Raw genomic sequence first — 23,467 nt, forward strand, 5'->3', positions numbered from 1 at the left:
TGGCCTTCCCGTATATATCCCGTATATATAAGAAGGAGGAAGGCATCACAGACCGTGGTCAGGCTGAGGAATAACCGATGAAATGCAGAATACCGGGAATCGTATTTGTGATGTTGCTGCCGCTGACCGCCTTTGCCGGTACGGATGTGCAGGCAGAAAAAGCCCGCGGCTGGGTGCGGGCACATGCGGAAAACCCTGACGATGCAGATAATTGTTTCAGGCCGGAAAATCCGTATCAGCTCTGTCTGTATCAGGATAAGAAGAGCTACGGCTTTCATTTTAAGGATGTCTCGCTTCAGGAGCCTTATGAGCCGTATTTTTTCGATAACGGGCCGGATTATGCGTCAGAAGGGCGATACAGGATAAAGATTGGCGATAAAATCGGCTTCGCGGACAGCGTAACCGGGAAACTGGTGATTCCGGCGATTTATGACTGTGCGCATCCTTATAAGAATGGTGTGGCTGAGGTCGGTGTGCGCTGTGTGACAAAAGGGGACGGCGAACACTCCTGGTGGACCGGCGGCCGCTGGTTCCGTATCGATACCAATGGCCTGATCACCGGATTTGACCGGACGCCTCTCCCGTTATGACGGACTGCCGTAACGGCGGCGCGCGAGAATACGCAGCCGCCGGCTGTGCAGAATATAGGTCACCAGCAGAATAAAGGCGATCACACTCCAGACAATGATTTCACCGTAACGCGCACCGAAGTCTGCAATCTGCGCTTTTCCCGGATTATCTTTCTGATAATAAACACCAATCGGGCCATTTTCGCACTGCGTCTGACATAACAGATGATCCGGTGAGGTAAATGTCACGATTTTATTATCCGCCGTCACGAATTTCACCACCGGCCAGCCAACCAGCTGCTGCCCTGAACGGGTATCGCGCACTTCTGTTTTCAGGTAACCGGTTATCTGCCCGTCCGCATAGACATCGTTCTGTTGTGTCTGCCATGTCTGATAAATGATAAAGCCGGCCAGAAAAAGCACACTGAACGTCAGCAGGCGGAGAACACGCTGAAACAACATATTACGTTGTGTCTGCTTATCGGCATAAGCACGGAGATTGCCGGAAGGTGTGCCGGATTTTTTAGTCATATCGGTTACGGTCTTCTGTCGGTTTCTGGTCATAAATTACGGAGAAAAACGGATAAAAGCACAGTTTCATAAAAAATTAACAAAAAGCATGAAAAAATTTAAAAAACATAACGTTAACCCGATCACAAATTTTACCGCCCCGGGGGACGGATAAAACCGCCCGGCGGCAAAAAGTGACCGCTTAATCGGCTATATAACCGCTTACGGGATAATCCCCGTTTCCCGCCTTGATTTTCCTATCATAAAACACACTTGCAGGAAGTTTCTATTTTATTCGGGCTGAAACACTTTTTCCGTACGGATACGGATCATTTTGATTATCACAGTCACATTTAAGGTGCGTTATGAACTCTAATCGCTTATTTAAGCACATACCCTGGTTTATCCTGGGGATTATAGGTGCTTTCTGTCTCGGCGTTGTGGCTTTACGCCGCGGCGAGCATGTCAGTGCATTATGGATCATTGTTGCATCGATATCAGTCTATCTGGTGGCGTACCGCTACTACAGTCTGTATATCGCAACAAAGGTTATGAAACTGGACCCGACCCGGTCAACACCGGCGGTCATCAATAATGATGGTCTGAACTATGTTCCGACTAACCGTAACGTTCTGTTCGGTCACCACTTTGCCGCGATCGCCGGTGCGGGTCCGTTAGTCGGGCCGGTACTTGCCGCGCAGATGGGGTATCTGCCGGGCACACTCTGGCTGCTGGCCGGTGTGGTACTGGCAGGGGCGGTACAGGACTTTATGGTGCTGTTTATCTCCTCACGCCGTAACGGTGCATCTCTGGGTGAGATTGTTAAAGAAGAAATGGGAACCGTGCCGGGCACTATCGCGCTCTTCGGCTGTTTCCTGATTATGATCATCATCCTCGCCGTGCTGGCCCTGATTGTGGTGAAAGCACTGGCAGAAAGTCCGTGGGGTGTGTTCACCGTCGTATCGACCGTACCGATTGCCCTGTTTATGGGGATCTACATGCGCTATCTCCGGCCGGGACGGGTTGGTGAAGTGTCTGTCATCGGTATCGTGCTGCTGGTTGCCGCTATCTGGTTCGGTGGCGTGATTGCCGCAGACCCGTACTGGGGCCCTGCGCTGACCTTTAAAGATACCACGATCACGTATGCGCTGATCGGCTATGCGTTTGTTTCCGCACTGCTGCCGGTGTGGCTGATTCTGGCACCGCGTGACTACCTGGCGACCTTCCTGAAAATCGGGGTTATCGTCGGTCTGGCAGTGGGGATCGTAATTCTTAACCCTGACCTGAAAATGCCGGCGATGACACAGTTCGTTGACGGAACCGGTCCGGTCTGGAAAGGTGCTCTGTTCCCGTTCCTGTTTATTACCATTGCCTGTGGTGCGGTTTCCGGCTTCCACGCCCTGATTGCATCCGGTACCACACCGAAACTGCTGGCCTGTGAAACTGATGCCCGCTATATCGGTTACGGTGCCATGCTGATGGAATCCTTTGTGGCGGTGATGGCGCTGGTTGCAGCATCCATTATCGAACCGGGTCTCTATTTCGCGATGAACACCCCGCCTGCCGCGTTGGGTATCACCATGCCGGATCTGCATAACCTCGGCACCGCTGATGCACCGATGATCATGGCGCAGCTGAAAGATGTGACCGCGCAGGCTGCGGCAACAGTCAGTTCCTGGGGCTTTGTTATCTCGCCGGAAGAGATTTTACAGACCGCCAAAGATATCGGTGAGCCGTCTGTCCTCAACCGTGCGGGTGGTGCACCGACACTGGCGGTCGGTATCGCGCATGTGTTCCACAAAATCATTCCTGCGGCGGATATGGGCTTCTGGTATCACTTCGGTATCCTGTTTGAAGCACTGTTTATCCTGACTGCACTGGATGCGGGTACCCGTTCCGGCCGCTTTATGCTCCAGGATCTGCTGGGTAACTTCGTTCCGTTCCTGAAGAAAACCGACTCCTTCATTGCCGGTGTGATCGGTACTGCCGGTTGTGTGGGTCTGTGGGGTTATCTGCTGTATCAGGGCGTGGTTGATCCGCTGGGCGGCGTTAAGAGCCTGTGGCCGCTGTTCGGTATCTCCAACCAGATGCTGGCCGCTGTTGCACTGGTTCTGTCCACCGTTGTCCTGATTAAGATGAAGCGCAGCAAATATATCTGGGTAACCACTATCCCTGCGGTATGGCTGCTGATTTGTACCACCTGGGCGCTGGGCCTGAAACTGTTCAGTGACAACCCGCAACTGGAAGGTTTCTTCTGGCTGGCAAGCGAGTACAAACGCCGCATCGCGGAAGGCGGGGCATTAACCCCTGAACAGGTTGCCAATATGCAGCACATCGTGGTGAATAACTACACCAACGCAGGGCTGAGTATTATCTTCCTGGTCGTTGTGTACAGCATCATCTTCTACGGTATCCGTACCGCGATGAAAGCAAGCAAAAATCCGGAACGTACTGACAGCGAAACACCGTATATTCCTGTTCCGGAAGAGGGAATTAAAGTCTCCTCCTCACACTGATAACAGCATGCAGTAACGCTGAAATCTCATCCCCCGTATGATGTCAGTCACATTGTGCGGGGATATTTTTTTATTATCCGTGTTATTTGTTACTCTGACAGCCTTTGTTCCGCTGTCTGTCTGTAAGAAGGACTCGATTATGCAACCTATCTCCGTGACCATTCTGACCGGTTTTCTGGGAGCCGGAAAAACCACACTGCTGCGCCATATTCTCCACGAGGAGCACGGGCAGAAAATTGCCGTGATTGAAAATGAATTCGGTGAGGTGCCGATTGATGATGAAATTATCGGTGATCGCGCCACGCAGATAAAAACCCTGAGTAACGGGTGTATCTGCTGCAGCCGCTCAAGTGAGCTGGAAGATGCATTACTCGACCTGTGCGAAAACCTGGACAGCGGCAAAATCGATTTTGACCGTCTGGTGATTGAATGTACCGGGATGGCCGATCCCGGGCCGATCACACAAACCTTTTTCTCCAATGAGAAACTGTGTGAGCGTTATGTGCTGGATGGCATTATCACGCTGGTGGATGCGGTGCATGCACAGCAGCAGCTGGATCAGTTTACTATCGCCCAGGCGCAGATCGGCTACGCGGATCGCATTCTGCTGACCAAAACAGACGTTGAGCCGGATAATGAGGCGCTGCTGGCCCGTTTGCAGCGGATTAACGCCAAAGCCCCGGTATATAAAGTGGTTAACGGTGAAATCGACATGAACCTGCTGTTTAATGTCGGCGGTTTTATGCTGGATGATAATGTGGAAATCAGCAAACCGCTGTTCCGCTTTGCGCCGAAACAGCAAAATGATATTCAGTCACTGGTGATCACCATGGATAAACCGGTGGAGATCAGTGCGATTTCCCGCGCCATGGAAACCCTGTTACTCAGCTATGCCGATAATATGCTGCGTTACAAAGGGTTACTCTGGATTAAAGATGAGCCGCGCCGCTTATTGTTCCAGGGCGTCCAGCGCCTGTACAGTGCGGATTTTGACCGCGAATGGCGTGAGGATGATGTAAAACAGAGTGTGCTGATTTTTATCGGTATGCAGCTGCCGGAGCAGGAAATCCGCAATGCGTTTGCCACTCTGACAGCGTGATAACAGCGCTGAAAGCATGAAAAAACCGGCCGGTGCGGCCGGTAAAGGAAAGGGGGCTTCCTTAAAAAGCCAAACCCGGAAAAATCAGGCTGATTTTACCTTGTTTGCCATGATTTCAATAATCTGCACATCGGTGTGCTGCATAGAGAGACTGGCCAGCGCACAGAGGTTAGCGATGGATTGATCCACGCCGTTGCAGACGATGCCGTCATTACCGCCGACACACTGCTGGTTCATCGCCATCAGCACGGCTTTATAGGCTGCGCTGACGCCGCTGGAGACTTTCATCGCGCAGCTGTTGGATGCACCGTCACAGATAATCCCGCTGATATCACCAATCATGCTGCTGATAGCCATCGCCACCGGCTCGTATTTCCCTTCAAATAACCATGCAATACCGGCCGCGGAACCCATGGAGGCCGTGGTGGCCGCACACAGCGCGGAAAGCGGCGGGAACTGGCTGTGAATATAAATCGCCATCAGGTGGGATAATGTCAGGGCCCGGATAAGCTGTTCCTCATCCGCCTGTAAATATTCCGCTACCACCACTACCGGCTGGGTTGCGGCGATCCCCTGGTTACCGGAACCGGAGTTACTCATCGCAGGCAGTTGTGCGCCGCCCATACGGGCATCCGAGGCTGAAGAGGTACGGATCATAATGTCGGACAGCAGGTCTTTTGACAGCAGTCCGCGCTCACGCTGTTTCTCCAGCGAGCGGCCGATTTGTAACCCGTACGGGTTAGACATCCCTTCGCGGGCCAGTGCGTCATTCAGATCAGCGGCCTGCCGCATAAAATTGATCATCGAAACCGGTGCCTGAGTGGCGAAATCATAAATATCACGGGTGCAGACACCGGCAAACGGATTATCACTGCCGCCCTGATGCGTGATGGCATCATCCCGGTAAATAATGGTGCCGTTGTGACTGATTTCTGTCACATGGGTATGATCACCGCAGATAGTGACTGTCGCCTGTTCGTCACCGCTGTATACCGTGGCTTCGGAGTACAGGACGTGGCTGCACGGTTCTTTGATTTCCACCGATACCGCACCGGAGGCGAGAAAGGCTTTTCCGGCCGCGATATCGTCTGCGGTCACACCACACAACACATTCAGACCGGCATCCGGTTGTCCGCCGATAGCCCCGAGTGCTGCCGCGACCGGCAAGCCGGTCATCCCTGTTCCCGGAACGGTGACACCAAGACCATTTTTCATCAGGTTCGGAGATACAAAGCAGCGGATCTGTTCCGGTGCACCGCGCAGGCATGCGGCTGCTTTTGCGGCAGCCAGCGCCAGTGAAATCGGTTCGGTGCAGCCTGTCGCCGGTTTGACTGACTGACGCAATACTGCGACAAAATTATTCCATTGATCAGGGGTGTGATGTGTTGCCATTTTTCAGCCTTAAATACGCGAATCCGTTATGTGGCTCAGTGTACCGAAAGGGCAGCAGAAAAATCCTTTCACAATTCAGGGGTATTTTCAGAATCCGGAGAAAAACTTTCTCCGGGGAATAAAAAATAGGGCGGATAAGGGGGAATGAAGCAAGAAATTGTCCGGAGGTGAAAAGAGATAAAAATACTTATCTAACTATTTGATTTAAATATATTATTGAATGTGATTTGTATGCATTATGTTATGCATAAATAAAAAAGTGTGATGTGAACCCGTGATATCAGTCACGAAAAACTGCGTATCCGGCTATTTATCAGCATATAATCCCGTATTTATTCTTTAATCTGATGTATTTTGGTGTAACAAGCTGGTGATTGAGGTGGTTCCCGCTGCACAATTGCAGCGGGGATTCTGACTGATTTATCAGCCTTCAATATCCAGCCGTTTTGACTGCCATTTTTTCGAGCGCCAGCGCCATGTATTCACAAGCCCGCGCAGCCACTCATCACACAGAAAACCAATCCAGATCCCGAGTATTCCCATCTCCAGTTTGATGCCGAGCACATAGCCGACCGGCAGCGCGACACACCACATAAAGAACAGGGCGGTACAGAGCGGGAAACGGGCGTCACCGGCGGCACGCAGGGCGTTTACCATCACAATATTCAGCGTGCGTCCCGGCTCTAAAAAGACCGACAGCAGGAACAGCGGCAGCAGCAGTTTAATCACCGCCTGATCATCACTCAGCCCGTAAGCGAGGTGATCACGGAACAGCCAGAACAGAAAGACAATCGGAATGGTACTGAAGAAGCCGGTTTTCAGGCTTTTCATGCCGCGCTGATAGGCATCCTCAAAGCGTTTTGCCCCGACCAGATGCCCGACCAGGATTTCATTCCCGATGCTGATGGTTATCCCGAACAGCATAATAAACAGTGATAACTGGAAGTAGATGGTCTGCGCTGCCAGCGCGGTTTCACCCATCAGCCCGATAAAGGCGATGGCAACCATATAATGCAGCATCCAGACCAGGTTCTCCCCGGCAGACGGCAGACCGACATGCAGGATCTGCCTCAGCATATTTTTAGACCAGTGAAACAGCATGCGCGGCACGAATTTGATCCGCAGGCCGTAAAAGAGCAGACCGCACAACAGCGCCACGGCAATCAGGCGTCCGGCCACGGTGGACCAGGCAACACCGACCAGCCCGTACTGCGGCAGGCCGAACAGGCCGTACAGCACAATACAGTTACCGACAACAGTCACCACGTTGGCGACCAGCGTGACATACATTGCCGGTTTGGCTCTGCCGTACACCCGCAGACAGGCCGCCAGAATGATGGTCACCGCTTCCGGAATTAAACAAATCCCCAGAATATGCAGATAGTTAAAGGCATCTTCCATCAGATGTTCCGGCGTATTCATCAATTCCAGAATTTTATAACCGAAAATAATGGTAAATCCGGCGGACAATAATCCGAGCAACAGGTTGAACGCGATGGAGATATGGATTGCCTGACTGGCCTTATCCCGTCTTCCCGCCCCGATATACTGGGCGATGACCACGCTGCATCCGACACTGATAAAGTTAAAAATAGTGATAAACAGGTCAAATGCCTGGTTACCGACCGCCATCGCCGCCAGATATTTTGACGACACATGGCTGACCATCCAGGTATTAATCAGGAAGGTGGAAAAGTGTAATAACAGGTCGATAAAAATCGGCCAGCTTAAGGAAAAGAGCCCGCGCTCTGTCACATCAGACTGATGCATGACGACCTTCTGTAAAGAGTGTGATTTTTGTTCCGGGACGGATACAGGGAGCCGGATTCTACCAGGATAATATTACTGAGAATAGCGAAAGGTGAAAAATAAAACATTTTTTTCATAACTAATTAAGAAATCAATGTTTCCTTTCATAAATAAGTATGATTTCCTTATCAGACTAATCAATGATGACAGAGAGAATTCCGTGAAAAAAATACGAGCCGCCGTCGTTGGTTACGGCAATATCGGACAATATGCGATTGAGGCGCTGGAAGCTGCCGCTGATTTTGACATTGCAGGGATTGTACGACGCAATCCGTCTGCTGCTGATGCACACTCTGTGTATCCGGTGGTGGCGGATATCCGTGAACTGGGCAAGGTGGATGTGGCACTGCTGTGCTCACCGACCCGCGCTATCCGTGCGGTTGCCTCAGAGATCCTCGCACTGGGGATTAACACCGTGGACAGTTTTGACGTTCACAGTGACATTGTCGCGCTGAAAACACATCTTGACCCGATTGCCCGCGCCGGTGAGTGTACTGCTATTATCTCGGCAGGCTGGGATCCGGGGTCCGACTCCATTATCCGCACGCTGATGCAGGCGATGGCACCGAAAGGGCTGACTTATACCAACTTCGGGCCGGGAATGAGCATGGGCCACAGTGTCGCCGCCAAAGCGATCCCCGGGGTGAAAGATGCGCTTTCCATGACCATCCCGCTGGGCACCGGTGTCCATCGCCGCATGGTTTATGTTGAGATTGAGCAGGGGCATGATATTGAGACCGTGACTGCCGCGCTGAAAGCCGACAGCTATTTTGCCTCCGATGAGACACATGTCCGTCAGGTGGACAGCGTGGATGCCCTGAAAGATGTGGGACACGGTGTTTCCATGACGCACAAAGGGGTTTCCGGTAAAACGCATAACCAGCTGTTTGAATACAGCATGCGTATCAATAACCCGGCACTGACCTCCCAGTTTATGGTGTCTGCGGCACGTGCCGCCTGCCGTCAGCAGCCGGGGGCATACAGCGTGATTGAGATCCCGCCGGTGAATTTCCTGGCCGGTGATGTGAACAGCTGGATCAGTAAACTGGTGTAGTGATATTTCAGTCACAAAACAGCGTTGAAAAAAGTGGTGAAAACCACTTTTTTATTATCGGGAAAACGGATAATTAAATTAACTGTTATATCCGCAATGTTATTGTCACAACTATTTTTTATAAATATAAAAAATACAGGGGAACCTGATGCTTTCAGGTGTTATTCCTGTTTTTATTAGTACAGGATACAGATAACAAATGAGAGAGTAATTAATTACCACGGCAATTGATTAGTAATGCTTAATTTATATTGATTTTTATATGAAATCATCATGATTATTTAATATATACAAATACAATAATTGAGATGTTGATCATAGACAAAAGAACTATTCAATGTAATTTTGTGCATTACTTATCCACCCAGAGGGCTTTGTGTATGAATTTCTTATCCATCCCAAGTCATCTTGCCGGTGTCTGCCTCGTGCAGGCATGGTTCAATATTGATCATCGCATTTCAAACTTCTTCCCTGAGTAATTCTCCGTCCGCGTATTACCACAAAAATTAATTAAAAACACGCTGATATAACGTGGCTGTATTTCTGCATTTTCTTTTCATGAAAATGCAGCGGATAAATATATCCGGCAGCCCGAAACCGGAGAGTAAAATAATGAAACGTATTCCTGAGCCGTTCCGTATTAAAATGGTCGAAAATATCCGGATGACAACCCGTAATGAGCGGGAAGTTGCCCTGAAGGAAGCCGGATATAACCCGTTTTTATTACCGGGTGATGTGGTCTTTATTGACCTGCTGACCGATTCCGGTACCGGTGCGATGAGTGACCGCCAGTGGGCCGGGCTGATGATGGGGGATGAGGCGTATGCCGGTTCCCGTAACTACTATCATCTCTGTGATCAGGTGAAAAAACTGATTGGCTATCCGTTTACTATCCCGACACACCAGGGCCGCGGTGCCGAGCAAATTCTGTTTCCGTCACTGATCGCCCGCCGCCGCAAATCCGGGGCGGATAAGCCGGTCTTTATCTCCAACTTCCACTTTGATACCACGGCTGCCCATGTGGAGTTAAACGGCGCGAAAGCGATTAACGTGGTTACACCAAAAGCCTTTGATACAACAACCTATTATGACTGGAAAGGGGATTTCGATTTAGATTTGCTCAATGCGGCGATTGCAGAGCACGGTGCGAAAAATGTGGCGGCGATTGTCACCACCGTGACCTGTAACAGTTCCGGCGGTCAGCCGATTTCACTGGCAAATATGAAAGCCGTGTATGAGATCGCCAAAAAGTACGATATCCCGGTGGTGATTGACTCAGCCCGCTTCTGTGAAAACGCCTGGTTTATCAAACAGCGCGAAAAAGGGTATGCGGATAAGTCAGTGAAAGAGATCGTCAAAGAGATGTATAAATACGGCGATATGCTGACAATGTCGGCGAAAAAGGATTCACTGGTCAATATCGGCGGTCTGTGCTGTTTCCGTGATGACGAAGATTTGTTTAACGAAGTGCGCACCCGCTGTGTGCCGATGGAAGGCTTTGTCACTTACGGCGGTCTTGCCGGGCGTGATATGGAAGCACTGGCTATCGGACTGGAAGAGGGGATGGATGAGGATTACCTCCGCTACCGTATCACTCAGGTGGAATATTTGGGTGAACGCCTGCGCGAAGCCGGCATTCCGATTCAGTATCCGGTCGGCGGTCATGCTGTCTTTGTCGACGCGAAGAAAATGCTGCCGCATATCCCGGGGGATCAGTTCCCGGCACATGCGCTGAATAACGAGCTGTTCCTGGAGTCCGGTATCCGCGGGGTGGAAATCGGTTCGCTGCTGCTGGGACGTGACCCGGAAACCGGTATTCAGAAGCCGTCACCGATGGAATTGCTGCGCCTGACGATCCCGCGCCGTGTCTATACCAATGACCATATGGATTATATCGCGGATGCCTTTATCCGGCTGAAAGAAAAAGCCGCGGATATCAAAGGGCTGACATTTACCTATGAACCGCCGGTTCTGCGTCACTTTGTCGCCCGCCTGAAACCTGTCATGTAACCCTGTCGTCTTACAGGAGGATGCCCTGCATCCTCCTGATTTCAAACATAACGATAATATTAAGCCACCAGAGGTACTCTTATGGCTACTGTTCCTGCGTCCTCTGTTTCGCCGTCAGTATTCGGCGGAGCAATGATTATCGGCGGAACTATCATTGGTGCGGGGATGTTTTCCCTGCCGGTGGTAATGTCCGGTGCATGGTTTTTCTGGTCGATTGCAGCACTGGTATTCACCTGGTTTTGTATGCTGCACTCAGGATTAATGATTTTGGAAGCCAACCTGAATTACCGGATTGGCTCCAGTTTTGATACGATCACCCGCGATCTGCTGGGAAATGGCTGGAATATTATTAATGGCCTGACTATTGCGTTCGTATTGTATATTCTGACCTATGCCTATATTTCCGCCAGCGGTTCGGTACTGAGTCACACCTTCGCGCAGGCGGGGATTGCACTTCCGGCACGGATGGGCGGATTTCTGTTTGCCCTTGCCGTCGCGTTTATTGTCTGGCTGAGTACCAAAGCCGTCAGCCGGATGACGACGATTGTGCTCGGTGCCAAAATCCTGACATTCTTTATGACATTCGGCGGTCTGCTGTGGAATGTCAAACCGGCGGTCTTACTGAATGTGGCGCAGCCGGACGCCTCTTATCTGCCTTATGTCCTGTTTACCCTGCCGTTTTGTCTGGCCTCGTTCGGGTTCCACGGTAATGTGCCGAGCCTGATGAAATATTACGGCAAAGAGCCCGGCAAAATCCGCCGCTGTCTGACGATCGGTACACTGATGGCGCTGGTGCTCTATATTATCTGGATGCTCGGTACGATGGGGAATATTCCGCGTCCGGACTTTATTCCGATTGCGGAAAAAGGCGGTAATATTGATGTGCTGGTTCAGGCGCTGAGTGGTGTGCTGCACAGCCGCGGTCTGGAACTGCTGCTGATAGTGTTCTCTAACTTTGCGGTGGCCAGTTCATTCCTTGGTGTGACGCTGGGGTTGTTTGATTATCTGGCGGACTTATTCAAATTTGATGACAGTAAAACCGGCCGTCTGAAAACAGCAGTGGTGACATTCTCCCCGCCGATGCTGGGCGGATTGCTGTATCCGGACGGCTTTATTTATGCCATCGGCTTTGCCGGTCTGGCGGCGACGGTCTGGGCCGCGATTGTCCCGGCACTGCTGGCCCGCGCATCCCGCAAACGCTTCGGCAGCCCGCAGTTCCGGGTCTGGGGTGGCGAGCCCATGATCTGGCTGATCCTGGGCTTCGGGGTACTGAACGCGGTGGTGCATATTCTGTCAAGCTTCAGCCTGTTACCGGTCTACCGGTAAGCCTCACTTTAAGCGGCAGGGTTATCAAGTTTAATCACCCTGTCCGCTGACTCAATCGTTGATTCACGGTGAGCGATAATAATCCGGGTGATCGGCAACTGACTGATCGCCTGGTTGACGTAAGATTCACTCTCTTTATCCAGCGCACTGGTCGCCTCATCCATAAACAGGATACGCGGTCTGCGGTACAGCGCCCGGGCAATAAATACCCGCTGTTTCTGCCCGCCGGAAAGCCCTTCACCCAGTTCACCGATCAGCGTTTCATATCCCATCGGCATCGATGTAATCACGTCGTGAATATAGCTGGCCTGTGCACAGGCTATCATTAACTCCTCGTCGGGATTTTCGGTGAATCCGCAGATGTTCTCGCGGATCGAGCCGGAAAACAGTTTGTCATCCTGCATCACGCAGGCGATCATTTTGTGGTAGTTATTGACGCCGAGCTGGCGGATATCGATGTTATCAATAAACACTTTGCCGTCAGAGGGTTCAAACAGACCGCACAGCACTTTCATCAGTGTGGTTTTCCCCGAACCGGACGGCCCGGTGATCGCCACACTTTCACCGGGCGCGACCGACAGATTAATATCACGGAAAATCGGTGCGGACTGGCTGTCATAGCTGTACGCCAGACTGCGGGTTTCCAGCCCGGCGGCCTGCATCTGCGGCTCGTACGGTACATCCGGCTTCTTATTTTCCTGCTCATTCAGGGCGATATCGGAAATACGTTCGTTATGCAGGCTCATGATCCGCAGTTGCAGCAGGAATTCAATGATGGACGCGGCACGGTCAGAAAACTGCTCACGGTAGGCACTGAACGCAACAAACATCCCGAGGGTCATCGTATTGTCGATCACCATCGTGGCGCCGATCCACAGAATAACGATCTGATCGCAGGCCATAATAAAGGTGTTTACCCCGCCGAACATCAGATCCATTTTGGTCAGGCGGATGCCGGTATTGATGGAATCCACTTTCAGATTCAGCCAGTGATTACCCCGGCGCTCGCTCATGCCCTGGGTTTTTACCGTGGTGATCCCGTAAAGGGATTCCATAAAGTACGACCCGGCGCGCGCCTCTTTAATCAGCGACTCTTCCGACAGCTGGCGGTAATAGCCGTACGTTGCCAGCCGCAGGCCGATATACACCGCGGTAAAGGCCAGCACAATCCAGGTAAGACTGCCGCCGTAAAGGATCATCATGATAAACACGCCGATCAGCATGATGCCGTCCATGATCGCCCCGACCACGCTGGTGGTAAAGGTGGTACGCAGGATATCGAGCGAGCCGAAACGGGACTGAATGTCTCCGAGTTTACGCCGCTCAAAGTAGCTGAGCGGCAGACGCAGCAGGTGCGTGAACAATCCGGACTGCCACTGGACGTTGATCAGCGTTTCCATCACCAGGCTCGCCCAGGCGCGGCACATACTGACGGCCGCTTTTAGCAGAATAAAGAACAGCAGCCCGATACAAATCAGGGACAACAGCCCCTGATCCCCGGCAGGGATCGCGTGGTCCATCACCAGCTGGGTACCGACCGGCATAATCAGCCCGATGGCCTCAATCACCACCGAAAACGCGAAGATTTTCAGCAGAGCTTGTTTCAGCCCGTGAATATTACCGATAAGCTTGCGCAGGCTGAGTTTTTTTACCACCTCCTGTTTGGTGAAGGTGCTGCCGGGCCAGGCTTCCAGGGCCACGCCGGTGAAATTACGCGACATCTCCTCGACGCCGACCACCCGGCGGCCGTACGCCGGGTCGTGCAGAATAAATTTGTTACCGCTGATTTTGACCAGTACCAGGAAGTGATTGAAATCCCAGTGTAAAATACAGGGAAGCCGCAGATTCGGCAGATCATCCATATCCAGCGACAGGGCGCGGGTGGTCATCCCCAGCTCCGACGCCATGCCGGTGAGACCGGTCAGTGTCGCGCCGCGGGCCGAGAGATTGAACTTCTGACGCAGGGAAATCAGATCAATACTTTTACCGTAATGCGCGGAGATCATCGCAAGGCTGGCCAGACCACACTCGGATGATTCGGTCTGGTGAATAACCGGAATGCTTCTGCGCAGGCTGAGGTCGAGCTTTTCCAGCAGGTTTTTTAAGGATAAACGGCGCATACGGCCTCCCGGTCAGATAACAGAATCCGTTCTGTCATGGTGTGTCTGCTCCTGTTTTTCCGAATGCACCCAGTGAGTTAACCACCGGAGTGGTGTCCTCAGTGTGATCCGGTGACGGGATCTCAGCCAGTGCGGCCAGTTTCTGTGTTTCGCCGATAATGCCTGCCAGCGGGTTTTCCGTGGTGAATTCCACCGGCCCGGAGGCGCTCTGCTTCATGTCATAGAATGGTGAAACCATCCACTGATAGATTTTTCGTTTTTCCAGAAACAAACTGGTATTGGCTTTCATACCGTTTTGCAGGCTGAGTTCGCGGCCGTCATACGCAATCATCTGTTTTTCCGGGCGGATAATGACTTTGTAGTAGGGGATGGACTGCGGCATCTGACTGACTTTTGGTGCACCGGCGTAGGTCATCATTTCCTGCGGTGAGGCCGGGGTTTTGGAAATCATCTGAATGGAGGCAGCGAACTGGCCGAATTTTTCCGCCGGGAACGCCTCATAGCGGATATTCACGGCATCACCGATGTTCAGATAAGGGAGTGCATCATTGGGTACCCAAAGCACCAGCCAGTACTGACTGATATCTTCCGGCAGGATCTGGAGCAGGGTATCACCCGGATTAACCATCTGCCCGACCGTCACGCCGAGGGAATCCACACGGCCGTCAGTCAGGGCACGGACAATAATTTCGCCGCCGACATCGGTATTGACCATCTCTTTCTGCAACTCATAGCGCTGCAGTTCCATCTGATAAATCCGGTTATCAAATTCCGCAGCCTGAGTCAGGATCTGGCTTTCCAGTGAGGTAATTTGCAGGGCATTCTGTTCGTTCTGACCACTTAATCCCAGCAGGCTGTTTTGCTGGGAATAGTAAGTCACGACCTGATTAAGCAACTGGTCTTTATTAATTAATCCCTGTTTCTGATAGGACCGGTAATTCTCCATATTGTTTTTCATAATGGAGATCCCTTCTTCGGCACGTTTTACAATACCTGCCGAACGTTTGTAGGCATCAATATACAGCGATTTTTGTTTTTCCAGCGCATCCAGGGTATCGCGTTTATTATCTTCCAGGCGGGTGATCATACTATCAACCCGCAGAAGCTGGCCTTCAATTTCCCGGCGCTGATTATCACTGACCACACCGCTGGACGTTGTTTTGCTGACATCGATTATGTAAACCGGATCCCCTTTTTTAATATGCTGGCCTTCACGGACATATTGTTTCGTGACAAACCCCTGAGCATTAGCATAAATAGTAACGGCCCGCGGGAATGTGGTGACTTCACCAGTGGCATTGACCTGTCTGGTGTAAGATCCGAAAATAATAAAAATAAGAAAAACTATCAGGAATACGGAACATGCGGCCATAATTATCCACAGCGGAATTCCGGGCAGCAATAACGCTTTCCCCCGCCATTTCATTTTCCTGTTATCAAGTGCTTCCTGCCGGAACAATATGGACTCCAATCCTTAAAAGAGACAGTTATCCGTTAACATACGTAGCCTGCCTCTGTTTCAAACGGTAATTTTAGTCTCAGGAGATATTTTATCGTATCCGAAATTATACTTAATTACATAAAATAGCCGGTATAACGCTACTATTCCTGTCTATTATCAGAATTATCGCAGTAAATAACATGATTTGAGTATTTAATATTGTTGCGTAAATATTTGGTGTATTATTGTGAACGTAAAATGAGATTTTAATATGCGAACGCGTATTAATACTTGCGTAATTTATTCTTATATTGTGAATTAAAATAGCAATAATATATTTTTTTCTAAGTGTAATTACATAAAATACAGTGTTTGGTAAGTCAAAATAAATAATCCATTTTTTTTTATGTTCTGAAGGAGTATACTCCGGGACAATTACAGGAATTATATCTTTTCCTGTAAGAACTACTGCGGTTATTAGTTAAAACCCGGTAACGGATATTGTCCCGATAGGGAATTAAAGGAATAAAATTATGAAAGAATTAACAACTCTGGAAATGAATGAAGTTAATGGCGGCCTGTTAGGTCTGGGTCTGGTATTCGGTGGTATCGGTGCTACTATGGGCACTGCTATCGGCGGTATCGTTGATGCAGGTTGTTCTGCAGGCGGCTACAAAACTAACTTCAAAGTATCCGGCGCAATGCTGGGTGGCGGTATCGGTGCGGCTGTAGGCCTGAGCCCGATCCTCGCAACAGCAGGTATCGGTTTTGGCGTGACCAGCATTGTCAGTAATGCAAAAAGCATTAAAGCACAGAAAAAAGGTGCATAATTAAATACAGTATTATTATGGTTGCTGAAAAGCATATTTATCCGTAATAAAACTGGTATATATACAAATCCGCCGGATCATTTATGAGGGCGGATTTTTTGTATGAAAAAAATGCCTGCAATATATATTGCAGGCACCTGGTGTTGACTTGAAATAAATAATTTAATTATCTTGTTATATTTTTAAATGCTTCGGTGGTGGCTTTTAGTGCCACTTCTGTCGGTAAACGCTCCATGGAACTGGCCCCGTAAAAACCGTGGCAGTCCGGGCAGCGATCTAAAATGTATTGTGCATCTTCCGGTGTCGCAATAGGACCGCCGTGACACAATACAATAATATCCGGACGAATCGCTTTTGCTGCTTTCGCCCAGTCATTAATCATCTCAGCACAATCATCCAGCGTAGTCGCTGTTTCTGCCCCGATATTACCGCCGGTGGTCAGACCCATATGCGGCACGAGGATATCCGCACCGGCGTTGGTCATGGCAATGGCATCTTCACGGCTGAAAACATACGGCGTGGTCAGCAGATCTTTTTCACGTGCTTTGCGGATCATCTCCACTTCCAGCGCATAACCCATCCCGGTTTCTTCCAGATTTGCGCGGAATTTACCGTCGATCAGGCCGACTGTCGGGAAGTTCTGTACGCCGGAAAATCCGGTGGCTTTGATATCGTCGAGGAATTTATCAAACTGACAGAACGGGTCGGTGCCGTTTACACCGGCCAGTACCGGGGTGTGTTTGACAACCGGCAACACTTCTTTTGCCATATCCATAACGATTTCATTGGCATTACCGTAAGCCAGCAGACCGGCCAGTGAGCCGCGTCCTGCCATCCGGTAACGGCCGGAGTTATAGATAACGATGAGATCGATACCGCCGGCTTCCTCACATTTTGCAGACAGACCGGTACCGGCACCGCCGCCGATAATCGGTTCACCGCGTGAAATCATATCATTGAATTTTTTCAGTAATGCGTCACGGGAAAGTGGCATCTTGTGTCTCCTTATTTCGCCCGTAATTGCTGGTGTTGGTTAATGACAAAACGGGTAAATTCCGGGTCATTAATATGATACGGGCATTTGCGTAAAATTCGTTTTTCTGTTTGTTTATAATGTGTTTCGAACGCCTCAATAAAGGCGCGGTCAGCTTCCGGCGACCAGAAAGGCATACCTTCAGCATCGAGAGCGGAGAAACCGCCTTCCGGAATGATAAAAATGACATCACCGTGACACTGGTTCAGTTTTTCTGCTATCCAGCGCCCCATCTGTGCATTTTCTTCCGGGGTGGTACGCATCAGGGTGACCTGGGCGTTGTGATGATAAAACTGACGATCAGCATATTTTTCCGGAACCGTGGACGGGCGGCCGAAATTGACCATGTCCAGTGCGCCGCAGGAGGCGATATACGGTGTCTGTGAGCGGGCTGCCGCACCGAAACGATCGTCATCACAGGCCAGTACGCCGCCGAAAAGATAGTCACACACTTCCGTGGTGGTCAGGTCAAGGACACTGTCGAACTGATGATCATCCGTCAGTTTTTCCATGGCTTTACCGCCGCTGCCGGTCGCGTGAAAGACCAGACAATCGTAATCCGCTTCCAGTTCTTTGCTGATTTGCTGAATACACGGGGTGGTGACGCCGAACATCGTCAGGGCAACGGCAGGTTTATCAGTTACCTGCTCTTCCTGACAGAAGTAAACCGCCCCGGCAATCTGATTAGCCGCATTACGGAGAACTTTACGTGAAATTCGGTTCAGGCCGGAGACATCAGTGACAGAGTAGAGCATGGCAATATCGCTTGCGCCGATATAGCCGGAAATATCACCGGAGGCCATGGTGGAAACCATGAGTTTGGGGATGCCGACAGGCAGGGATTGCATTGCTGGTGTAATCAGTGCCGTTCCACCGGATCCGCCCAAACCGAGAAGTGCTGCAATATCATTTTGTTTTGCAAGGAAATGCTCAAAGGCGACAGCCATAGCCGCAATCGCACGGCCGCGGTCGCCGCAGAAAACCGCGCTTTCGCCGTCAGGGTGACAGGCGGCGACGTCGCGGGCGCAGACATCCGCTTCCCGGGTCAGCTGACCGGGTTTTGTGGTTAAATCCACAGTCCGTACTGCCAGGCCGGTGCGCTGAATCAGCTCACTGACATAAAAAATCTCATCACTTTTGGTATCAAGCGTTGTGGCGATATAGACAGCGCCTTTATTGCTGTTCATGGTTAACCTCAAAGGGATATCGGATGTCTGATAACGCATCATAACCATAATGAGACTGTAGTATCATTTTGTTTGCACGATTTTGAGACATCCATCTCAATTTGTCTACATTTAAATCATTTTTTTGACAAAAAAACAGCATTAGGGTGTTGCGGGCAGGGATGTTGTGTAAGATAGCCGCGAAAAATTCACAGAAATCATGAAAGGAAAATCAGTTATGGCCTGTACTGATGACGGAACACCTTACTCCGGCACGCGTAAGCGGACATTTAATCTGCTGGTTAATACTGCGCTGACCCTGTTTGAACAGGGCGCGATTCCGTCAGTCTCTGAACTGGCGGCGGAGGCCGGGGTGTCACGGGCAACGGCTTACCGCTATTTTCCGACACAAAGTGATTTAATCGCCGCGACAGTCGATGCCAGCCTCGGGCCGATTCTGACCTGGCGCTCTGACAGTCCGGAAACCCGCGACCGCATGGAGCAGTTGCTGGCGTTTGCTTATCCGCAAATGTTCCGCCACGAAGGTGCACTGCGTGCAGCACTGTATGTGTCATTACAGCAGTGGGCGCAGGATCGTTCGGCATCGGCCAAATCGCAGATTAATGAAGAGAAAAAACTGGTCAGAGGCCACCGTAAGGCGATTCTGGCCAATGTCACGGAGCCGCTGAAGGCGCATGTCGATCAGGAAACACTGGATAAAGTGGTCCGCGCATTCTCACTGGTGTACGGCTCGGAAGTGTTCCTGGTGATGAAAGATATCTGGAAGATGAATGACGGTGAAGTCATTGATATTACACAGTGGATGGCAAAAGCGATTCTGAATCAGGCCATGGCGGACAGCCGGGCGCAGCAGGATGAACAGCCGTAATAACGGCTGTTATAATGTCTTGCGGAAGTAAATACGCTCATGCGTCCGGGGATAGAATTCCGGTGTCAGCACTTCCTCAAAACCCATTTTCAGATAAAAAGGGCGAGCCCGGAAACTGAAAGTATCCACCCGGGCGAATTTTGCACCACGCTCACGGGCGCTCTCCTGCGCCTGACGAATTAACGCTGTACCGATACGTTGCCCGCGCAGGCCATTCTGCACCACACTGATCTCCGCCTCTGATGGCGAGAAAGTAACCCGCATAATTATATCCTCTGTAATTAATTTGTTCCGGTGATAAACTGATTTTCTGTACCGGCAACCGGCTGAAATAATAACAATATGAATATAATCAAAACAGCAGCGGGAATTTCAGCCTGTTTCGCCACCGGGTCAGGGCTGGCATATCTGAATGTGCCGATGGCACTGATGTTCGGCCCCATCATTCTGATTATTATTGTGCACCGTTTCAATGTTTCGCTCACTATCCCCGGGGGAACATTAACCTTTGTTCAGATGGTACTCGGGACATCCGTCGGGCTGATGTTTATCCGTGTCGATCTCAGTCAGTTTGATAATCTTCTGCTGATTATGCTCACGATGGTGTCGTGTCTGGCCGTACAGTTTACGGTCAGTTTTCTCTGGTTCCGCAAACGGGTGGGGTGGTCAGTTCAGGAATCGCTGCTGGGTGCGGTACCCGGGGCAATGGCGGCGATTCTGGCGCTGACAGATCATACCGGTACGCCGCCGCAGAAGGTGGTGATTTCGCATACTATCCGTCTGATCATCCTGATTATGCTGGCGGGCGTGGTGGTCGGCAGTGATCATCCTGTCCCGCCGCCTGCGGATATTCCGCCGCAGAGTCTGGTGTCCGTACTGTGGCTGCTGGTGATTGCGGTGTGCGGGTATCTGTCCGGCAAAGTGCTGGAAAAAATCAATGTTCCCGCCCCGTTTATGCTGACGTCACTGGGTGCGGCGATCGCCGTGCAGAGTATGGTGAGTACTTACATTGTTTTCCCGCTGCCGCTGAATGATATCAGTATGACGCTGATTGGCATGTATATCGGGCTTTATTTTGTGCTGTTTCCGCTGCGCTCACTGCTGCGTAATATGGTGATTTCCGCACAGGTGGTGCTGATCAATATTATGCTGACCGCGCTGATTGCATTCGGTGCTTCTCACCTGACCGGATTTCCCTTCCCGGTGCTGCTGCTTTCCTGGGCGCCGGGCAGTATGGAAGCGATGACATTTGCTGCGATTACCATGGGCATTGATGCGGGTTTTGTGATGCTTAACCATATTCTCCGCATGCTGATTATTCAGAGTGTGCCGTCAGTGGTGCTGTATATTCAGGAACGACGGAGTAAGTAATCACTCCGCCTTTTTCACGGTCAGCCGCAGGGAATAGGCCGGATCAGAACTTCCGCACATAGTGCCGTAAGCTGCGCCTTTGATCTTTATACGGACGTTGCCGCGTTCAGGTGGAATTCCCTGCAAACGGGCGGCGATCAGCGGGCGCTGACCGGCTTTCATCACCCGTGTCTGCCATTCCTCTTTGGTGGCAAGCGGAAGCCATTCACCGGTCTCATTTTCTGACATCAGCGTGACCGTCATCCAGTCCGGTTTATCACTGACATAAAACGGGATCATCCCGGTGTTCCGTGCGATTTCAATGGTCTGATTATACGGCAGGCCGGTCACCGCATCCGGCAGCGGGATTTTTGTCACTGACTCTGACGGCGTAAACAGGGCCATACTACCGCACATGGCACCATAAAATACCCCGCAGCCGCTTAACATCCCGCACAGCAGCAGTACAGACAGTCCCCTGACAAACAAATAAGCCGGACGCATTATTGTTTCTTCCCTGATATTCAGACAGAAAATATATCAGTCAGTATAAAAAAAGCGCACGGTAAAAACTGTGTCCGGTGTCAGCCGGGACAGAAAATCACACAATATGTACTGGTTAATACGAATTAGTCTTGTTAGACTTTAAATATGTACTATACAGTACATTTTGTAGGTATCTGTTAACTGTGTGAGGAGCAATAATTCAATGACAGAGAAAGCGCAGGATCCGTCAAGACGGTCTTTCCTGAAAAATGCCGGTCTTGGTACTGCGGGGCTGGCTGCAGGTGTACTCGGCAGCCATTCTGCATTAGCGGGTGGTAATGCCGTGCTGGCGGGTGCTGATGATAAAAATAAACGCTATATCAAAACCGATAAGCGTAATAAGCTGATTTATAACGGCTATCTTATCACTATGGATGAAAAATACGGTGATATTGCTGACGGCGCAGTGCTGGTTGACGGTGATAAAATCGTCGATGTCGGTCCGGTGTCCAAATTTGCCGGGGTTGATGCGGAGCTGATTGATGCCGACGGCGGGATTATTCTGCCGGGGATTATCGACAGTCACCGTCACACCTGGATGTCACTGCTGCGCGGGATCTCCGCAGATATGTCACTGGCCGGTTTCCTGGGTTCCACTTTCTACGGTATCGGCTCGGTTATGGAGCCGGAAGATATCCGTATGGCGGCGCTGGTGGGATCAGTGGAGGCACTGAACGCCGGGGTGACGACCATTCTTGACTGTTGTGACTGTGTTAACTCACCGGATCATGCACCGGCAGCGATTGAATCCCTGCGCGCCTCCGGTATCCGCAGTATCTATGCCTATGGTATGCAGGCGTATGATTATAAAGGCAGTAACCGCTTCCGCAGCCATCAGCAGCGCCTGGAGGTCATGAAAAATATCCATCAGCACTATTACGGTCACAGTAATAAAAGCCTCAACCAGATGGGGGTTCTGCTGAGTGATTTCGGTACGATTCCGTTTGCTGATACCGCGAAAGAGATTGAGCTGGCCAATGAACTGGGGATTTTTGTGGCGTCCCATACCGGGGCGGCAGAAAAATCTATTCTTCTTAAAGGGTTACATGAGCTGAAACACAATAATCTGCTTAAGCCCGGCCATCTCCATATCCATTGTACTTCTCTCGATAACAGTGAATGGAAGATCCTGAAAGAAACCGGCGGTAAAGTCTCTATCGCACCGGAAACCGAAATGCAGATGGGGATGGGGCGTCCGCCGTTCCGCGCCAGCATTGACCACGGTTTTAAACCCGGACTGAGCAGCGACATTGTGTGTGTCGGCTCCGGTGATCTGTTCTCACAGATGCGTCTGGGTCTTCAGTTCCAGCGTTGTATGGATAATGAAGCGGAAGCAAACCGCACCGGTAAAACCACCACCAGTATTGACCTGAGTGTGCGCGATGCGCTGACCTGGGCAACACACGGCAGTGCGGAAGCGATGGGGATGGAGAAAGAAATCGGCTCCATCAGCAAAGGTAAAAAAGCAGATATTATTATCGTTTCCCAGAAAGAAGCGTTTGTGCCATCCAGTTATCCTGCGGGCTCAGTGGTGCTGCAAACCACTGCGTCCGGGGTGGATACTGTTATCGTCAACGGGGATGTGAAAAAACGTTTTGGTCAGCTGACACAGCAGAATACCGATAAAATCCGTTCCGATGCGACAGAAGCATTGCACCGTATTCAGAAAGCGGCGAAAAAGCTGCCGGAACAGACCGCAGCGGAAGTGGCGGCATTCTTTGATACTGCTCAGGAACAGGCGCGTGAGAATTTCTCAGCCGGTTACCGCTATAAAAAATAATTGACCGTGCAATTGTGAGCAGCACAA

The 23,467-nt window shown here is 50.8% G+C and carries 20 protein-coding genes; 11 read left to right on the plus strand and 9 right to left on the minus strand.

The window, feature by feature from the left end; genetic code table 11:
- The first annotated feature begins 77 nt into the window (after window positions 1–77).
- On the plus strand, window positions 78–590 hold the full coding sequence (locus tag JC793_RS03560) for a WG repeat-containing protein (protein WP_247717314.1): 513 nt from the start codon (window positions 78–80) through the stop codon (window positions 588–590).
- Here the strand turns inward: JC793_RS03560 and JC793_RS03565 are convergent.
- On the minus strand, window positions 585–1,100 hold the full coding sequence (locus JC793_RS03565; RefSeq protein ID WP_046892076.1) for a DUF3592 domain-containing protein: 516 nt from the start codon (window positions 1,098–1,100) through the stop codon (window positions 585–587). The two genes, JC793_RS03560 and JC793_RS03565, sit on opposite strands and share 6 nt — an antisense overlap.
- A 344-nt stretch (window positions 1,101–1,444) precedes the next feature.
- On the opposite strand from JC793_RS03565, the gene JC793_RS03570 reads away from it, so the two are divergent.
- Window positions 1,445–3,595, plus strand: a complete 2,151-nt coding sequence (locus JC793_RS03570; protein WP_046892077.1) for a carbon starvation CstA family protein — start codon at window positions 1,445–1,447, stop codon at window positions 3,593–3,595.
- Window positions 3,596–3,734: 139 nt separating this feature from the next.
- On the plus strand, window positions 3,735–4,694 hold the full coding sequence (gene yjiA, locus JC793_RS03575; protein ID WP_052927130.1) for a GTPase: 960 nt from the start codon (window positions 3,735–3,737) through the stop codon (window positions 4,692–4,694).
- A gap of 84 nt (window positions 4,695–4,778) precedes the next feature.
- On the opposite strand, the gene JC793_RS03580 is transcribed toward yjiA, so the two are convergent.
- Window positions 4,779–6,086: an L-cysteine desulfidase family protein gene (locus tag JC793_RS03580; protein ID WP_218427513.1), complete on the minus strand. Its 1,308-nt coding sequence runs from the start codon at window positions 6,084–6,086 to the stop codon at window positions 4,779–4,781.
- Between the two features lie 423 nt (window positions 6,087–6,509).
- Window positions 6,510–7,856 (minus strand): MATE family efflux transporter, encoded by a 1,347-nt coding sequence (locus JC793_RS03585; RefSeq protein ID WP_052927122.1) that lies wholly within the window; start codon window positions 7,854–7,856, stop codon window positions 6,510–6,512.
- Window positions 7,857–8,055: 199 nt separating this feature from the next.
- On the opposite strand from JC793_RS03585, the gene JC793_RS03590 reads away from it, so the two are divergent.
- The 4 genes from JC793_RS03590 (at window position 8,056) to mtr (ending at window position 12,285) form a co-directional block, all read left to right on the plus strand.
- The gene (locus tag JC793_RS03590; protein WP_046892080.1) at window positions 8,056–8,949 is read left to right on the plus strand and encodes a diaminopimelate dehydrogenase; all 894 of its coding nucleotides are present in this window, start codon (window positions 8,056–8,058) and stop codon (window positions 8,947–8,949) included.
- A gap of 380 nt (window positions 8,950–9,329) precedes the next feature.
- Window positions 9,330–9,428 carry a tryptophanase leader peptide gene (gene tnaC, locus JC793_RS19795; protein ID WP_072056840.1) on the plus strand — a complete coding sequence of 33 codons (99 nt, stop codon included), beginning with the start codon at window positions 9,330–9,332 and terminating at the stop codon, window positions 9,426–9,428.
- Between the two features lie 133 nt (window positions 9,429–9,561).
- The gene (tnaA, locus tag JC793_RS03600) at window positions 9,562–10,959 is read left to right on the plus strand and encodes a tryptophanase (RefSeq protein ID WP_046892081.1); all 1,398 of its coding nucleotides are present in this window, start codon (window positions 9,562–9,564) and stop codon (window positions 10,957–10,959) included.
- Window positions 10,960–11,040: 81 nt separating this feature from the next.
- Entirely contained in the window at window positions 11,041–12,285 is a 1,245-nt protein-coding gene (gene mtr / locus JC793_RS03605) for a tryptophan permease (RefSeq protein ID WP_218427515.1), read from the plus strand.
- 8 nt (window positions 12,286–12,293) lie between these two features.
- Here the strand turns inward: mtr and JC793_RS03610 are convergent, their stop codons facing one another.
- On the minus strand, window positions 12,294–14,405 hold the full coding sequence (locus JC793_RS03610; RefSeq protein ID WP_218427517.1) for a peptidase domain-containing ABC transporter: 2,112 nt from the start codon (window positions 14,403–14,405) through the stop codon (window positions 12,294–12,296).
- Between the two features lie 34 nt (window positions 14,406–14,439).
- Window positions 14,440–15,864: an HlyD family secretion protein gene (locus JC793_RS03615; protein ID WP_218427518.1), complete on the minus strand. Its 1,425-nt coding sequence runs from the start codon at window positions 15,862–15,864 to the stop codon at window positions 14,440–14,442.
- Window positions 15,865–16,379: 515 nt separating this feature from the next.
- On the opposite strand from JC793_RS03615, the gene JC793_RS03620 reads away from it, so the two are divergent.
- On the plus strand, window positions 16,380–16,676 hold the full coding sequence (locus JC793_RS03620; RefSeq protein ID WP_166707084.1) for a hypothetical protein: 297 nt from the start codon (window positions 16,380–16,382) through the stop codon (window positions 16,674–16,676).
- A 166-nt stretch (window positions 16,677–16,842) separates the two neighbouring features.
- Here JC793_RS03620 and JC793_RS03625 read toward each other — a convergent pair whose 3' ends face one another.
- Window positions 16,843–17,670: a phosphoenolpyruvate hydrolase family protein gene (locus JC793_RS03625; RefSeq protein WP_107680561.1), complete on the minus strand. Its 828-nt coding sequence runs from the start codon at window positions 17,668–17,670 to the stop codon at window positions 16,843–16,845.
- 11 nt (window positions 17,671–17,681) lie between these two features.
- A complete protein-coding gene (locus tag JC793_RS03630) occupies window positions 17,682–18,896 on the minus strand; it encodes a Tm-1-like ATP-binding domain-containing protein (protein WP_046895388.1) in 1,215 nt (404 codons plus the stop codon).
- A gap of 217 nt (window positions 18,897–19,113) precedes the next feature.
- Between JC793_RS03630 and JC793_RS03635 the strand changes: the two genes are divergently transcribed.
- Window positions 19,114–19,764, plus strand: coding sequence for a TetR/AcrR family transcriptional regulator (locus JC793_RS03635; protein ID WP_107680562.1), 651 nt, complete (start codon window positions 19,114–19,116; stop codon window positions 19,762–19,764).
- 9 nt (window positions 19,765–19,773) lie between these two features.
- On the opposite strand, the gene JC793_RS03640 is transcribed toward JC793_RS03635, so the two are convergent.
- Window positions 19,774–20,028, minus strand: coding sequence for a GNAT family N-acetyltransferase (locus tag JC793_RS03640; RefSeq protein WP_218427520.1), 255 nt, complete (start codon window positions 20,026–20,028; stop codon window positions 19,774–19,776).
- A 78-nt stretch (window positions 20,029–20,106) separates the two neighbouring features.
- On the opposite strand from JC793_RS03640, the gene JC793_RS03645 reads away from it, so the two are divergent.
- Window positions 20,107–21,135: an AbrB family transcriptional regulator gene (locus JC793_RS03645; RefSeq protein WP_166707087.1), complete on the plus strand. Its 1,029-nt coding sequence runs from the start codon at window positions 20,107–20,109 to the stop codon at window positions 21,133–21,135.
- Here JC793_RS03645 and JC793_RS03650 read toward each other — a convergent pair whose 3' ends face one another.
- Window positions 21,136–21,618, minus strand: a complete 483-nt coding sequence (locus JC793_RS03650) for a hypothetical protein (protein ID WP_218427521.1) — start codon at window positions 21,616–21,618, stop codon at window positions 21,136–21,138.
- Window positions 21,619–21,823: 205 nt separating this feature from the next.
- On the opposite strand from JC793_RS03650, the gene JC793_RS03655 reads away from it, so the two are divergent.
- Window positions 21,824–23,440: an amidohydrolase family protein gene (locus JC793_RS03655; RefSeq protein WP_166707089.1), complete on the plus strand. Its 1,617-nt coding sequence runs from the start codon at window positions 21,824–21,826 to the stop codon at window positions 23,438–23,440.
- Window positions 23,441–23,467: the final 27 nt, after the last annotated feature.

It is taken from the genome of Morganella morganii, from assembly GCF_019242955.1.
Taxonomy (GTDB): Bacteria; Pseudomonadota; Gammaproteobacteria; order Enterobacterales; family Enterobacteriaceae; genus Morganella; species Morganella sibonii.

What these genes read in the sequence shown, in the direction of transcription:
- tnaA (WP_046892081.1), top strand. Translation starts at nt 9,562, where the DNA reads ATGAAACGTATTCCTGAGCCGTTCCGTATTAAAATGGTCGAAAATATC.
- JC793_RS03635 (WP_107680562.1), top strand. Translation starts at nt 19,114, where the DNA reads ATGGCCTGTACTGATGACGGAACACCTTACTCCGGCACGCGTAAGCGG.
- JC793_RS03580 (WP_218427513.1), bottom strand. Translation starts at nt 6,086, where the DNA reads ATGGCAACACATCACACCCCTGATCAATGGAATAATTTTGTCGCAGTA.
- tnaC (WP_072056840.1), top strand. Translation starts at nt 9,330, where the DNA reads ATGAATTTCTTATCCATCCCAAGTCATCTTGCCGGTGTCTGCCTCGTG.
- JC793_RS03620 (WP_166707084.1), top strand. Translation starts at nt 16,380, where the DNA reads ATGAAAGAATTAACAACTCTGGAAATGAATGAAGTTAATGGCGGCCTG.
- JC793_RS03650 (WP_218427521.1), bottom strand. Translation starts at nt 21,618, where the DNA reads ATGCGTCCGGCTTATTTGTTTGTCAGGGGACTGTCTGTACTGCTGCTG.
- JC793_RS03560 (WP_247717314.1), top strand. Translation starts at nt 78, where the DNA reads ATGAAATGCAGAATACCGGGAATCGTATTTGTGATGTTGCTGCCGCTG.
- JC793_RS03585 (WP_052927122.1), bottom strand. Translation starts at nt 7,856, where the DNA reads ATGCATCAGTCTGATGTGACAGAGCGCGGGCTCTTTTCCTTAAGCTGG.
- JC793_RS03570 (WP_046892077.1), top strand. Translation starts at nt 1,445, where the DNA reads ATGAACTCTAATCGCTTATTTAAGCACATACCCTGGTTTATCCTGGGG.
- JC793_RS03640 (WP_218427520.1), bottom strand. Translation starts at nt 20,028, where the DNA reads ATGCGGGTTACTTTCTCGCCATCAGAGGCGGAGATCAGTGTGGTGCAG.
- JC793_RS03630 (WP_046895388.1), bottom strand. Translation starts at nt 18,896, where the DNA reads ATGAACAGCAATAAAGGCGCTGTCTATATCGCCACAACGCTTGATACC.
- yjiA (WP_052927130.1), top strand. Translation starts at nt 3,735, where the DNA reads ATGCAACCTATCTCCGTGACCATTCTGACCGGTTTTCTGGGAGCCGGA.
- JC793_RS03655 (WP_166707089.1), top strand. Translation starts at nt 21,824, where the DNA reads ATGACAGAGAAAGCGCAGGATCCGTCAAGACGGTCTTTCCTGAAAAAT.
- JC793_RS03625 (WP_107680561.1), bottom strand. Translation starts at nt 17,670, where the DNA reads ATGCCACTTTCCCGTGACGCATTACTGAAAAAATTCAATGATATGATT.
- mtr (WP_218427515.1), top strand. Translation starts at nt 11,041, where the DNA reads ATGGCTACTGTTCCTGCGTCCTCTGTTTCGCCGTCAGTATTCGGCGGA.
- JC793_RS03645 (WP_166707087.1), top strand. Translation starts at nt 20,107, where the DNA reads ATGAATATAATCAAAACAGCAGCGGGAATTTCAGCCTGTTTCGCCACC.
- JC793_RS03610 (WP_218427517.1), bottom strand. Translation starts at nt 14,405, where the DNA reads ATGCGCCGTTTATCCTTAAAAAACCTGCTGGAAAAGCTCGACCTCAGC.
- JC793_RS03565 (WP_046892076.1), bottom strand. Translation starts at nt 1,100, where the DNA reads ATGACTAAAAAATCCGGCACACCTTCCGGCAATCTCCGTGCTTATGCC.